12 protein-coding genes are annotated in these 13091 nt (G+C 71.6%); 5 read left to right on the top strand and 7 right to left on the bottom strand.

Annotated features, from left to right (window positions below; translation table 11 throughout):
• Positions 1–3: 3 nt before the first annotated feature.
• Entirely contained in the window at positions 4–921 is a 918-nt protein-coding gene (sigJ, locus tag EBN03_RS25390) for an RNA polymerase sigma factor SigJ (RefSeq protein WP_233608630.1), read from the bottom strand.
• 199 nt (positions 922–1120) lie between these two features.
• Between sigJ and EBN03_RS25385 the strand changes: the two genes are divergently transcribed.
• Positions 1121–2107, top strand: coding sequence for a cobalamin biosynthesis protein (locus tag EBN03_RS25385; RefSeq protein WP_122190657.1), 987 nt, complete (start codon positions 1121–1123; stop codon positions 2105–2107).
• Positions 2108–2173: 66 nt separating this feature from the next.
• Here EBN03_RS25385 and EBN03_RS25380 read toward each other — a convergent pair whose 3' ends face one another.
• The 3 genes from EBN03_RS25380 to EBN03_RS25370 form a co-directional block, all read right to left on the bottom strand.
• Positions 2174–3652, bottom strand: coding sequence for a cation:proton antiporter domain-containing protein (locus EBN03_RS25380; RefSeq protein ID WP_122190656.1), 1479 nt, complete (start codon positions 3650–3652; stop codon positions 2174–2176).
• Between the two features lie 299 nt (positions 3653–3951).
• Positions 3952–4845, bottom strand: coding sequence for an SURF1 family cytochrome oxidase biogenesis protein (locus EBN03_RS25375; protein ID WP_199742963.1), 894 nt, complete (start codon positions 4843–4845; stop codon positions 3952–3954).
• A 5-nt stretch (positions 4846–4850) separates the two neighbouring features.
• A complete protein-coding gene (locus EBN03_RS25370; RefSeq protein WP_122190654.1) occupies positions 4851–5348 on the bottom strand; it encodes a low molecular weight protein-tyrosine-phosphatase in 498 nt (165 codons plus the stop codon).
• A 296-nt stretch (positions 5349–5644) separates the two neighbouring features.
• On the opposite strand from EBN03_RS25370, the gene cobC reads away from it, so the two are divergent.
• Entirely contained in the window at positions 5645–6679 is a 1035-nt protein-coding gene (gene cobC / locus EBN03_RS25365; protein WP_122190776.1) for an Rv2231c family pyridoxal phosphate-dependent protein CobC, read from the top strand.
• A gap of 266 nt (positions 6680–6945) precedes the next feature.
• Positions 6946–8073: a Nif3-like dinuclear metal center hexameric protein gene (locus EBN03_RS25360; protein ID WP_233608629.1), complete on the top strand. Its 1128-nt coding sequence runs from the start codon at positions 6946–6948 to the stop codon at positions 8071–8073.
• A gap of 156 nt (positions 8074–8229) precedes the next feature.
• Here EBN03_RS25360 and EBN03_RS25355 read toward each other — a convergent pair whose 3' ends face one another.
• Together EBN03_RS25355 and EBN03_RS25350 are read right to left on the bottom strand one after the other, a co-directional pair.
• Positions 8230–9183 carry a hypothetical protein gene (locus EBN03_RS25355; RefSeq protein WP_147471694.1) on the bottom strand — a complete coding sequence of 318 codons (954 nt, stop codon included), beginning with the start codon at positions 9181–9183 and terminating at the stop codon, positions 8230–8232.
• Positions 9184–9477: 294 nt separating this feature from the next.
• Positions 9478–9924, bottom strand: a complete 447-nt coding sequence (locus EBN03_RS25350; RefSeq protein WP_122190651.1) for an OsmC family protein — start codon at positions 9922–9924, stop codon at positions 9478–9480.
• A gap of 184 nt (positions 9925–10108) precedes the next feature.
• On the opposite strand from EBN03_RS25350, the gene EBN03_RS25345 reads away from it, so the two are divergent.
• Together EBN03_RS25345 and EBN03_RS25340 are read left to right on the top strand one after the other, a co-directional pair.
• Positions 10109–10846: a zinc ribbon domain-containing protein gene (locus EBN03_RS25345; RefSeq protein ID WP_122190650.1), complete on the top strand. Its 738-nt coding sequence runs from the start codon at positions 10109–10111 to the stop codon at positions 10844–10846.
• Positions 10843–12249, top strand: coding sequence for a bifunctional RNase H/acid phosphatase (locus tag EBN03_RS25340; protein WP_122190649.1), 1407 nt, complete (start codon positions 10843–10845; stop codon positions 12247–12249). The genes EBN03_RS25345 and EBN03_RS25340 overlap by 4 nt, the downstream gene beginning before the upstream one ends.
• 227 nt (positions 12250–12476) lie before the next feature.
• Here EBN03_RS25340 and dmpG read toward each other — a convergent pair.
• A partial coding sequence (dmpG, locus tag EBN03_RS25335) for a 4-hydroxy-2-oxovalerate aldolase (RefSeq protein ID WP_122190648.1) occupies positions 12477–13091 on the bottom strand: 615 nt, incomplete at its 5' end.

Genomic DNA, 13091 nt, shown 5'->3' with positions numbered 1-13091 from the left:
ACCTCACAGATACCACTCGGGGCCCTCGTCCAACGGAATGTCGTGCAGCTTGTCCGGATTCCGGACGATCGACACTGCGGTGATCCGGCCCGCGTCGATGGTGAACGAGATGACGCCCGGGTCCACGCCGTCGAACACGAAGTAGCCCGCTCGCCCGTTGACCATGACCGTGCGGCCCCAGCCGCCGCGATCCAGGTCGTGCCAGGCGATGAACATACGGGCGACCGCCTCGGCGCCGTGCACCGGCTTGCGGACCGCGCTCACCTTGCCGCCGCCGTCGGCGGTGAGAACGACCTGGTCGTCGAGCAGTTCCAGCAGTCCCGCGACATTGCCGGACTGCCAGGCCTGCGCGAACGCGGACACCACTTTCCGATGCTCGTCCCGGTTCGCGGGGAAGCGCGGTGTGCCCGCGGTGACGTGCTTGCGGGCGCGAGAAGTCAACTGCCGCACCGCGGCCGGGGTGCGGCCCACCACCTCCGCCACCTCGGGGCCGGTCATGCCGAACACGTCCTGCAGGACGAACGCGGTGCGCTCGGACGGGGACAGCGACTCCATCACCACCAGCAGCGCGGTGGTGACCTCCTCGGACTGTCCGGCGCGCTCGGCCGGTTCGTCCCAGCTGGTGATCTCGGGTTCGGGCAGCCATTCCCCGACGTACTGTTCCCGCCGGGCCCGCGCGGAACCCAGCTGGTCGAGGGCCAGCCGGCCGGTGACCGTGCTCAGCCAGGCGCGCAGGTTGTCGATCCGGTCACCGTCGGATTTGGTGGCGTGCCAGCGTTGCAGGCGCAGCCAGGCCTCCTGCACGACGTCGTCGGCGTCGGTGAGACTGCCCAGCGTGCTGTAGGCCAGCCGGCGCAGGTACGGCCGATGCTCCTCGAACTGCCGCGCCAGTTCGAGCTGTTCCATATCGTGGTCGTCCACGCGCCGTCCCTTCCGCTCCACGTCGCCGTCACTCCGCCACGCCGGGCGCGCCCGATGCAGTCGGCCGCGAACCCGCGCCCTACCGCCGTCGCCGCGGTGTATGCAACACCGGAGACCCTATCGCCGCCGCTGGCATGCGGATGACGCCCACGCGCGGGGGCCGCAGTCTGCGCCGGGTCCACGCATTTAAGCTCGTGCGATGCGCAGGACTACCGCACGGGCGGTCGGATTGGTGACCGGGTACGCGGCGGACCGGGCGTTCGGCGATCCGCGCCGCGGGCATCCGGTAGCCGGATTCGGGACGGTCGCGGCCCGGCTGGAGACGGTGTCCTATCGCGATTCCCGGGCCGCGGGGGCCGGGCACGTACTGGTGCTGACCGGGGGTGCCGTGGCGGCCGGGGTTCTGGCCGAGCGCGTGGTCGCGGGGCGATGGTTGCCGACGGTGCTGGTCACCGCGTTCGCGACCTGGACCGTGCTGGGCGGCACCACGCTGGGACGGACCGGGGGTGCGCTGGCCGACCGTCTCGAAGCCGGTGACCTGGCGGGGGCGCGGGAACTGTTGCCGTCGCTGTGCGGCCGCGACCCCAGCGTGCTGGACGCCGACGGATCCGCCCGGGCCGCACTGGAATCCGTTGCCGAGAACACCTCCGACGCCACCGTCGCACCACTGTTCTGGGGTGCGGTCGCGGGGGTACCGGGGCTGCTCGGGTACCGGGCGGTCAACACCCTCGACGCGATGATCGGCTACCGGAACCCGCGCTACCGCCGCTTCGGCTGGGCGGCCGCGCGCATCGACGACGTGGCCAACCTCGTGCCCGCCCGGATCGCCGGTCTGCTGACCGTGCTGTGCGCGCCCCTCGCGGGACCCGGCGGACCCGGCACGAGCGGTGGTCGTGCGGCGGCCGTGCGGGCGTGGCGGGCCGACGCCGCACAACATCCGAGCCCGAATGCCGGTGTGGCAGAGGCGACCATGGCCGGTGCGCTGGGTGTCCAGCTGGGTGGGCGCACCGAGTACCGGCACGGGGTCGAGATGCGCCCGCCCCTCGGCAGCGGACCCACACCGCGGGTGCCGGACCTGCGGCGGGCGGTGCGGTTGTCGACCGCGGTGCAGACCGCCGCGGCGGTGACCGCCGCGGCGATCGCGCTGGTCGGTACTCGCCGAGCGCCCGGCAGGAGCCCTGGGTAGCCGAAGGTGCGGATCGCATCGGACAAGATCAGCCATCGCCGCCGCCCACTCGGAACCGACCGGATGTCAACGGGATTCGGCTCGGGAGTGGAACACCGCGGCAACCGAACGAGCGGCGGTCGGGTCGGCGAGGACCAGCACTTCGTCACCGCCGCGTAGCCGGGTGGTGGAGCTGACGGTGACCAGACGGCCCTCGCGGATCACCACGCTCACCCACAGGTCGGGGGAGGGCAGGGCCGCGACGGTGGTGCCGTCCGCGGCGGAGCCGGGGGCAACGGTGAAGCGGTGCAAGCCTTCCGGTTCGACCTCGAACCGGGCGTTCATCGTCCACGGGCGCGGGTTCACCGTCTCCAGCGGCACACCCAGCCGCGCGGCCAGCCACGGCAGGGTGCCGCCCTGCACGATCACCGAGAACGCGACCACCACGAAGATCACCTCGTACGCGCGCTGGGCGTCCGGCACGTCGGCGGCAATGATGAAGGTGCCCAACAGAATCGGCACCGCACCCTTGAGGCCCGTCCACAGCAGCAAGACCCGGTCACCCCAACGCATGCGCATCCGGCAGGTCACCAGCCCGACCAGGATCGGCCGAATCACGAAGGCCAGCAGGATCGCCAGTACCAGCCCGATCCACAACGCGTGACCGGCCATCACGCCGTCGGGACCGGTGAGCTGAATCGTCAAGCCCAGCATGACGAATGCCACGATCTCGCCGAGATTCGCCAGCGCGGAATGGAAGCGCTCGATCTCGTTGCGATAGGGGGCGCGCTGCCCGCCGATGATGATGCCCGCGATCAGCACCGCCAGGAACCCGGAACCGTGCGCGAGTGTGGCGAGCGCGTAGATCGCGGGCACACACATCAGCACCCGCACCGAGTACAAACCGGCGGCGGGCAAGGTGATTCGGCGCATGAACCACAGCAGGCCCAGCCCACCCGCCACACCGACCACGGTGCCGACCGCGATCTGGGTGACGAAAGTGACCGCGGCGGAGGAGAATGCGCCGAAATCGAGCTGCCCGGCGCCGAGCAGCACCACCAGCAGCGCGATCCCGACCGGATCGTTGGTACCCGACTCTCCCCGCAGGATCGCGCCGCTGCGACCACCGATCCGGCGCCGGCCCAGCACCGAGAACACCACGGCCGGGTCGGTCGGCGACAGTGCGGTGCCCAGCAGCAACGAGATTCGCAGATCCAGCCCGCACAGCAGGTGCGCGGCGGCCGCGACGGCGAGCGCGGTGACCAGGGTGCCCGCGATCCCGATCCAGGTGATCGCCGCGGCATTGGCGCGGAAATCCCGCCAGCCGATCTGCATTCCGCCCTCGAACAGGATCACCACCAGCGCGACTGTGACCACCCGTTCGATCACCACGATCGGCACATGGCCCAGGGCCGGGAAGACGTCGGAGAAGATCGCGGCCCCGACCAGGAACAGGGCCGGTGCGGGAATCGGGAGCCACTCGCCCAGCCGGTTGGACATGACCGCCGCGACCCCCACCACCGCGACGAGCAACAGAACCAGCGCGAAATCGACGATGTCGGTCATGGCGACGCCACCGTCGGCGGGCAGGTCCCGGTGGCGAGGGTCGTGGCAGCGGGACCGGCTAGGCGGATGGTGTCACCCATGGGACGTCCTCTCGACGGTGGCCCGGCGACCGGGCACGGCGACATGCTCGGACCGGGTGCGCACCCGAAAGACATCACGGTGGATCCGTCGGTATCGCCACGGTTTTCGGTGCGGCGACAGTGCTCACCCCGATCAGCCCAACCCTATCGGGCCGACTCAGGTTTCAGGCGGGTGTTGCGAGGGTACGAGGCCTATTCGATATTGAACGGCCCGCTCGATCAGCGGCGGGTGCCGCCGTAGCGGTCCGCGAGCCGGCGATCGTTGGTCTGTGCGGAATCGGCCGGGGACGGCTGCGCGGCCGTCTCGCCGGCGGCCGCCGGATCCGCCGTCGGGGGGGATCCGGCGGCCTCCTCGGCTCGTTCGCGGCGGCGTTCGCGCAGTTCCGCGCGCACGAAATAGGCCAGACCGAGCGGGGCCATCACCCCGAACGCGATCCACTGCAGGCCGTAGGACAGGTACGGGCCCTGATCCAGCTGTGGCAGCGGCTGCGGGGTGAAACCGCCCGGCTGGTTGTCGTCGAGCTGCAGATAGCCGCCCTTGTCACCGGCCGGGATCGCGGTGATCGGTGATTCCAGCACGGTCGACAGCTGGCCGATATCGAGCGAATACACCTGGCGGTAGCCGTCCTGGGTCATCGGCTCCTTGCCGGGAATCGAGCCCTCGGAGCGCCGGATCCGGGCCTGCAGATGCTGCGGCCCGGTCGGCGGTTCGGCGATCTGCGGCAGGTGCGCGCCGTCGGGGGCAGCGACCAGGCCGCGATCGACGAGGACCGTGCGGCCGTCGGTGAGCCGGAAGGTGGCCAGCACCCCATACGCCGGCTTGTCCGCGAGGCGCTGCAACCGCTCGAGCACCGTCGACCCGGGCACGTAACTGCCGTTGGCGGTCACCCGCCGCCATTCGACATCCGCGGTGCCGGGGCCCGGCAGCAAGGTCGTCACGTCGACCGGTGTGGCGTTCACCGAGGCCGCGATCAGGTCGTTGCGGTGCGAGGTGCGGTTGTTCTTGCCGAGCTGCCAGGGGGCCAGGATGCTGAAGCACAGGTACGCGAACGCCACCACCACCAGCGCCAGGATCACCCAGCCCGGCCGGAACAGGAACGACAGCCGCCGCACGACGCTCATGCGGACCGCCCCGCGGGTGCGTCCACCCGATCCCGCACCCAGTCCAGCAGGCCCGGCATCGCAGCCTCGACCTGCGCTCGGACCAGCTCGAAGTCGCCGATGTTGCCGTAATACGGGTCCGGGACGTCGGGGCCGTCGGCGTCGGGATCGAACGACCGCAGCAGCCGGCGTCGGTCGGACGGGACGCCCAGCCGGGCCAGCTCCCGCTCGTGCGAGCGGTCCAGCGCGACCAGCAGGTCGGCGGACAGATGCTCGGGCCCGAGCGTGGCGGCCGTGTGCCCGACCGGGTAGCCGTGCCGCCGCAACGTGGTGGTGGTCCGCGGGTCCGCCTCGTCGCCCACGTGCCAGGACCCGGTTCCGGCGCTGGTGACCCGGACCCGGTCGGTGAGCCCGGCATCGCGCACCGCGGCCACGAGAATCTTCTCGGCCATCGGCGACCGGCAGATGTTCCCGGTACAGACAAACGTCACGTGCAGCTCACCCACGACAGCCATTCTGGCAGGCGGCCCGCGCGGTGTGCCCACGGCAGCCACCGGCAGCACTGTCTCGTCACTGGACAACCGGGACCAGGCCGGCCTCGACCGTGGGATCTGCGGCGTCGTGAGCGACGCCGTACCGGTGACGGACTACCCCGACCGAGGTGTGCGGGGCCGGGCCGGCGGTCCGTAGGGTTGCAGTCGTGCCCGAGGACCCCACAGCGAACCATGCGGTGCCGACCGGCGACGGGACGTCGCCGGCTGCCGAGGCGTGCGCTGAGGTCGCGGCGGAGAGGTTCGGTTCCGGAGTCGAGATACCCGATCGGGAGCTGTTGCGGCATCACGGTGACGCCGATACCGGGCCCGGCATGGTGGACTTCGCGGTGAACGTGCAGGGGACCGCGCCGCCGGAGTGGTTGCGGGAACGGCTGGCGGCGCGGCTCGCGGACCTCGGGCGGTATCCGGATCCGGCCGACGAGCAGGCCGCACGTGCGGCGGTCGCGGCCCGGCACGGGCGCTCGGCGGCCGAGGTCCTGTTGCTGTCGGGGGCTGCCGAGGGGTTCGCGATGTTGCCGCGGCTGCGGCCGCGGCTGGCCGCCGTCGTGCATCCGTCGTTCACCGAGCCGGAACTGGCGTTGCGGGAAGCCGGGGTGCCGGTCGCCCGGGTCGTGCTCGAGCCGCCGTACACCCTCGACCCGGCGCTGGTGCCCGAGGCGGCCGATCTGGTGGTGCTGGGCAACCCGACCAACCCGACCTCGGTGCTGCATCCGGCGGCCGTGATCACCGCGCTGCGCCGGCCCGGCCGGCTCGTGGTGGTCGACGAGGCGTTCGCCGACGCGATCGCCGGTGAACCGGAGTCGCTGGCGGGCGAACGGCACACCGATGTGCTCGTGCTGCGCAGCCTGACCAAGACCTGGGCGCTGGCCGGCCTGCGGTGCGGGTATTTCCTCGGCGACCCGGCCGTACTGGCCCGGCTCGACCACGGGCGCGCGCACTGGCCGCTGGGGACGCTGCAACTCGAAGCCGTCACCGCCACCGCCGGCCCGGAGGCGGTGGCCGAATCGAGTGCCCGGGCCGAGCGGATCGCCGCGGACCGGGCCGCGATGATCCCGCGCCTGCGGAGCCTCGGCATCGAGGTGCACGAGCCGGCCGCCGGTCCGTTCCTGCTGATCCGGGTGCCCGACGCGGAGCTGCTGCGGAAACGCTTGGCCGAGTACGGGATTGCCGTCCGGCGCGGCGACACGTTCCCGGGGCTGGCCAGTGGTCACCTGCGGGTGGCGGTGCGCGGTGCGGCGGAAGTGGATCGCCTGGTGGAGGCGTTGGTACAGCTGGGATTCGAGCAGCGTTAGGCCGCGGCCGGGTGCTCCCACCGGGCCGTGATGCGCGCACCGGCTTCGGGTCCGGTTCCCCTCGTCTTGGTGCCCTGTTCCACCTGGGACGCGGCGATGGCGGTCAGTGTCTGCTCGGCGGATTCCCGCTCCGGCCGCTCGGCGGTCCGAGGTCGATGTCGTGCCGGATCCGCGGCGGATGGCGGGACCGCCGCAGTAGTACCGGCTGGGAGTTGTCGGGGGTGCGCGGGGATGATGGCCGGAGACGTGGACACGAGGAGGATGCGGTGGAGCAGGGGAGTGCGGTGGCGCTGGCCGAGGTGATCGGGGTGCTGGAGGCGGCGTATCCGCCCCGGCTGGCGGAGAAGTGGGACTCCGTCGGGCTGGTGTGCGGGGATCCGGCCGAGCCGGTCACCCGGGTGCTGTTCGCGGTGGACGCGACCGCCGCCGTCGTGGACGAGGCGATCGCTTGGGGGGCACAGGCTCTGGTGGTGCACCACCCACTGCTGCTGCGCGGGGTGGACACAGTGGCGGCGAGCACACCGAAAGGTGCGTTGCTGCACAAGCTGATTCGGCACGGATGCGCACTGTTCACCGCACACACCAACGCCGATTCGGCGGATCCGGGGGTGTCGGACGCACTGGCGGCCGCGATCGGGCTGACCGTTACCGGTCCGATCGCGCCGAAACCGGCAGTGGCGGTGGACGAATGGACCGTCCGGGTGCCGCGCGCGGACACCGAGCGGGTGCTCGCGGCCCTGTTCGCGGCGGGCGCGGGCGGAGTCGGCAACTATCGCGAATGCTGTTGGCAGGTACCGGGTTCCGGGCAGTTCCGGCCGGTGGAAGGTGCCGATCCGGCGATCGGCACGCTGGGGGAGCTGGAGCACGTCGCCGAAGACCAGGTCGAGGTCGTGGCGGCGCCTTCGGCGCGGGCGGCGGTGCTGGCCGCGCTGCGTGCCGCGCACCCCTACGAGGAGCCGTCCTACCACGTCACCGAATGCGCCCCGCTGCCAACGGGTCTCGGCATCGGCCGGGTGGGCGCCCTCGCCGAGCCGGAAACTCTGCGCACCTTCACCGCCCGCGTCAAAGCCGGTCTGCCGGAGACGGTCTGGGGTGTGCGCGCGGCGGGTGACCCGGACCGCCCGATCCGGACCGTCGCCGTGTGCGGCGGCTCCGGCGACACCTACCTCGACACCGTCACCCGCCTGGGCGTCGACGCCTACCTGACCGCCGATCTGCGACACCACCCCGCCGACGAACACCTGCGAGCCGGAGGTCCGGCCCTGATCGACGCCGCCCACTGGGCGACCGAATTCCCTTGGTGCGCACAGGCCGCCGGGATCGTCGAGGGGGCGCTGCCGGGTGTATCCGTGCGGGTGAGCGGACTACGGACCGACCCTTGGACGGTGGCGTAGCCGGATCGGCGCGCGCGGTCGGTGCGGTGTAGCGGTTCGGGCGAACGAGCAGCTCGGTCGACGGTCGCGTAGGCGCCGGTGCCCGGGGTGCGCACTGCGGTCCGGCGCTACGTCGGGCCGGTCACCGCGAGTCGAACCGCCGCCGCGCGGGCTGGACTACCGTGGGGCGACGACGAACTCTGCTTGTGGTGTGCGGCAGCGGAATTCGCGCTGTGACTCCAGGCAGGACAGGAGCCGGGTGTGCTCGGCGGGCGGCATCAGGACGCCGAAACCGTCCTCCAGCATGGCCATCGACGGGGTGTCGGCGTTCGCCGCGTAGGCAACGAAATTGCCGGCCACCAGCGGGTCGCCGGGCTGTCGTTCGCCGATGGTGAGGGCCGGGCCGCCGGGCTGGAAGAGGTAGCGCAGCCGGGCGGTGCGGTGCCGGGGCGCGGTGAGCAGCGCGAGGCTGTTCGGGGGCGGGGTGCGCAGGGTGTCGGCCAGTGCGGCGGCGTGCGCGGCGGCCACCGTGACCCGCAGTTCGGCTGTGTTGGCCGCCGCCTCGACCGCGGGGACGGACACCGTCTGCAGCCCGGACAGCATCGTCGTCGCGGTGTGGGAGTTCAGTTCGAGCACCGGTGGCCGGCGCCGGTCCAGGGCCACCGGGTGCGGGAACACGCCGGTCGCGGCACCGAGCATGGTCAGGACGCGGCCCGCGCCGAAGCGGGCGACGGCGGCGGTCTCGTCCCACAGCGTCGGGACCACCACCAGCGGAGCCCAGCCGTCCGCGGCCGGCGGCGCCAGGTCGGGCGCGTCGAGGTAGAGGAAGCCGGTGATGCCCAGCCCCCACCCGGGGCTGCGCAATACGGTGCGGCCACCCGGGCCGATGCTGCGCCCGGCGGCGGCTTCACGCTGGACCTCCCGCAGCAGCCAGAACACGAAATCCGGTGTGGCGTTCGGATCCTCGCCAGGCTCGGGTGCGAAATGGAACGCCAGCTCGCGCTGCCCGTGCCGGCGCAGCCCCTCGCTGACCACCACGGTGACCGGGCGCCCGTCGGGACCGGCCGGTCCGGGTTGGATCCGTGCCGACAACTCGCCGGGCACCACGTCGACCGTCCGAACCGACACCATGGTCACCACCCCTCACGCCTAGAGAACCTCCCCGGTTCTATCACGCCGCTCCCCAGTACGGACCAGGCGTATTCGGCCATCAGGACGGTGCGAAGATCCCAGCCGAATTGTGCGTCGACCCGATGGGCGGGGGCATCAGGTGAAGGCCGACTCGAGGCACCCGGCCAGAGCGCACGATGTTCGGCAGTCGACGGCAAAATTTGCCGCTTCGGCCTGACCATTGTGCGCGCAGACCGGAGCTGCCGTGGGATCGGTCGTCGACAACCTCGTGCCGGGCCGTCCCGCGCAGCGCTGTCAGGATCGCGCGCGGATCTCCGGTTCGTGGGTGACCGGGAAGGCGACCGAATTGGCGATGAAGCACTTGGCGTGCGCGGCGTCGTGCAAGGCGGCGGCGTCCGCCGTGCGGGCCGGGTCGGTGATCGTGACCCGGGGATGCAGGACGACGGTGTGGAAGCGTTCCGCGCCCATTGTGCCGGTGGCGGCGTCGCGGTACTCCGTGACCACGATGCCGGCCTCGGTGCACAGGTGCAGGTACCAGAGCATGTGGCATTGGGCGAGGGAGGCGACCAGGAGTTGTTCGGGGTCCCAGCGGCTGCCGTCGCCGCGGCCGATGACCGGGTCCGCTGAGCCCGGCAGGTCCGGTTGGCCGGCGGCGCGCACCAGGTGGTTACGGGAGTATTCGCGGTAGCCGGTGGTCGCGCCCGACCAGGTGACCTCGACTTCGTAGTGGTGTTCGGCCATGATGGAGAGCCTGCCACGCAACGACATTCACCCGCATCCGGATTTCCCGACCCGGGCGGTGGTGGGGCCGGGGCGCGGCGGGGCGCTCGCGGAGTACGGTTGACCGTCGGTCTCGGTCGCACGACCGGTCGCCCGAAGCAGAAGTCCACAGTGTCCGCCATCGCGCCCAGGAGTCAGGCCCCCGTTGAACGTCGAACAACCGATCCAGGCCAAGCTGCTCGAACTCGCCGCTGTCGACACCGAGTTGACGCGGATCGCGCATCGCCGCAAGGTGCTGCCCGAACAGCAGGAAGTCGACCGGCTGCAGGCCGAGCGCGGCGCCCGCCGGGACGCGGCCGCGCGCGTCGAGATCGTGATCGACGACATCGATCGGGACATCCGCAAGCTGGAGACCGAGGTCGACAACGTCCGCAAGCGGGAGGACCGCGACCGGGGGCTGCTCGAGTCGGGTAGCGTCGGCGCCAAGCAGCTCTCCGAGCTGGAACACGAACTGGGCACCCTCGGCCGCCGCCGCGGCGTGCTCGAGGACGAACTGCTCGAGGTGATGGAACGCCGCGAGGCGGCGGTCGCCGACCACCAGCACGCCGGTGCGAACCTGTCGCACGCCGAAGCCGAACTCGCGGAGGCCGAGCGCCGTCGCGGCGAGGCGATGGCCGACCTGGAGGTGGCCGCCGAACGTTGCGCCCGTGACCGCGAACAGTTGGTCGGTGGACTGCCCGGCGAACTGCTCGCTCTCTACGAGAAGCAGCGCGCCGACAGCGGTGTCGGCGCGGCACTGCTGCAGGCCCGCCGGTGTGGTGGCTGCCGGATCGAGCTGGACCGCGGCGAGATCTCCCGCATCGCCCAGACCGCCGCCGACGTCGTGGTCCGTTGCCCCGAGTGCGGCGCGATCCTGGTGCGCACCAAGCAGTCCGGGCTGTGACCGGCACGGTGATCGTCGAGGCCGACGGCGGCTCGCGGGGCAACCCCGGAGTCGCCGGTTACGGCGCGGTGGTGTGGGACGCCGACCGCACCGTGGTGCTCGCCGAGCGCCGGGAAGCGATCGGCATCGCCACCAACAATGTCGCCGAATACCGCGGTCTCATAGCGGGTTTGGCGGCGGCCGCCGAACTCGGTGCCGACACGGTGCGAGTCCGGATGGACTCGAAACTGGTGGTGGAGCAGATGTCCGGGCGCTGGCAGGTCAAGCACCCGGACATGATTCCGCTGGCCGCCCGGGCCCGGCAGCTCGCCGCCGGCTTCGACCACGTCGACTACACCTGGATTCCGCGCGCCGAGAACTCGTACGCCGACCGCCTGGCCAACCAGGCCATGGACGGTGAGCCGACGCTCGCCGAGGTGCGGGACGCGATCGCGTTGGATGCCGGTGCCGCGCAAGCGGATTCGCGGACCGGCGGGGCACCGGACTCGCCGGCCCCGGGCGGTGCGACGCGGCCGGGGGAACCTCGTTTCGGCGGTTCGCCTGCGCAGCAAGGAGTTACGGGCTCGCGGTCCGGTTCGGTACAGCCCGGCCAGGGGACCTCTGACCAGGCGGCGCACGGACAGGCTGCGAACGGGCCTGCGACTTCCGGGCAGGCGACGGACGGGCCCACGGCCACTGGACGCGCGGCTACTGGACCCACGGGCACTGGACCCACGGCTTCCGGGCCTGCGGCGAATGGGCCTGCGGCGGTCGGGCAGGCGGCGCATGGGCCCGGGTTGACTTGGGCGGTCGGGCGGCCGACTCGGCTGCTTCTGTTGCGGCACGGGCAGACCGAGCTGTCGATTCAGCGGCGGTACTCGGGCCGGGGCAATCCGCCGTTGACCGCGCTGGGGCGAGAGCAGGCGGAGCGGGCCGCGAAACACCTTGCGGCGAAAGGCGGGATCGCCGCTGTGGTGTCCTCGCCGCTGGGCCGGGCCCGCGAGACCGCGGCGGCGGTCGGTGCGGCGCTCGGCGTACCGGTGCGGGTCATGGACCGGCTCACCGAAACCGACTTCGGGGAGTGGGAGGGCCTGACCTTCACCGAAGCGGCGCAACGTGATCCGGAGCTGCACTCGCGCTGGCTCACCGACCCGTCGCTACCGGCGCCCGGCGGCGAGAGTTTCGACCAGGTGCGGGAACGGGTCGAGGCGGCGCGGGCGGACCTGACGGCGCTCTACCCGGGCGAGAACGTGGTGGTGGTCAGCCACGTCACCCCGATCAAGACCCTGCTGCAGCTCGCATTGGGTGTCGGCCCGTCCCTGCTGTACCGCCTGCACCTGGATCTGGCGTCGCTGTCGATCGCCGAGTTCTACCCCGACGGTGGAGCTTCGGTCCGCCTGGTCAACGAGACCTCGTATCTCTGACCCGCTCGCGCTCTGCCGTCGAAGGATCGGTCATCCACCACCCGAATTCGGGCAGGGATATCGAGCGCGATCCCCGGCACGGCGTCGACCACAGCACGAAAAGTGGTCGTTTACCCCCGGTTTCCGGGGATAAACGACCACTGTCTGCACGCCGTCGGCATTCTGGCCGGGCGCTGAAGGCGACGCGGCAAGGCACTTATGGCGCCCGGCCGCATCGCTGTCTCGAATCAGGCTGTGACGGTGGACTGTTCGCGCTGGAGTTCCAGGGCGATGTCGACCAGCTGGTCCTCCTGGCCGCCGACCAGCTTGCGGCGACCGGCGCGGACCAGCATCTCCGCGGCCGAGACGCCATAGCGCTCGGCCTGACGCTCGGCGTGGCGGAGGAAGCTCGAGTACACCCCGGCGTAGCCCATCATCAGGGACTGACGGTCGAGCAGGCATTCGGCCGGCATGACCGGGCGGACAACATCTTCGGCGGCGTCGGCGATCTTGAAGAAGTCGATTCCGGTCTTGATGTTCAGCTTGTCGCAGACACCGACGAACGCCTCGACCGGCGTGTTACCCGCACCGGCACCGAAACGCCGTGCGCTGCCGGCGATCTGCTTCGCCCCGGCACGCACGGCGTACACGGAGTTCGCGACGGCCAGGTCGAGGTTCTCGTGGCCGTGGAAACCGACCTGCGCGTCGTCACCGAGCTCGGCGACCACCGCCGCGATCCGGTCGGAGACACCCTCGAGGACCAGCGCGCCGGCGGAGTCGACGACATACACGCACTGGCAGCCGGCGTCGGCCATGATCCGGGCCTGCTTGGCCAGCGCTTCGGGGGGCTGGGTGTGCGACAT

This window comes from Nocardia stercoris, from assembly GCF_003696265.1.
GTDB classification, from domain to species: Bacteria; Actinomycetota; Actinomycetes; order Mycobacteriales; family Mycobacteriaceae; genus Nocardia; species Nocardia stercoris.
This window is presented reverse-complemented; position numbering and strand designations above follow the sequence as displayed.

What these genes read in the sequence shown, in the direction of transcription:
- EBN03_RS25385 (WP_122190657.1), top strand. Translation starts at nt 1,121, where the DNA reads ATGCGCAGGACTACCGCACGGGCGGTCGGATTGGTGACCGGGTACGCG.
- EBN03_RS25380 (WP_122190656.1), bottom strand. Translation starts at nt 3,652, where the DNA reads ATGACCGACATCGTCGATTTCGCGCTGGTTCTGTTGCTCGTCGCGGTG.
- EBN03_RS25370 (WP_122190654.1), bottom strand. Translation starts at nt 5,348, where the DNA reads ATGGCTGTCGTGGGTGAGCTGCACGTGACGTTTGTCTGTACCGGGAAC.
- EBN03_RS25355 (WP_147471694.1), bottom strand. Translation starts at nt 9,183, where the DNA reads ATGGTGTCGGTTCGGACGGTCGACGTGGTGCCCGGCGAGTTGTCGGCA.
- EBN03_RS25350 (WP_122190651.1), bottom strand. Translation starts at nt 9,924, where the DNA reads ATGGCCGAACACCACTACGAAGTCGAGGTCACCTGGTCGGGCGCGACC.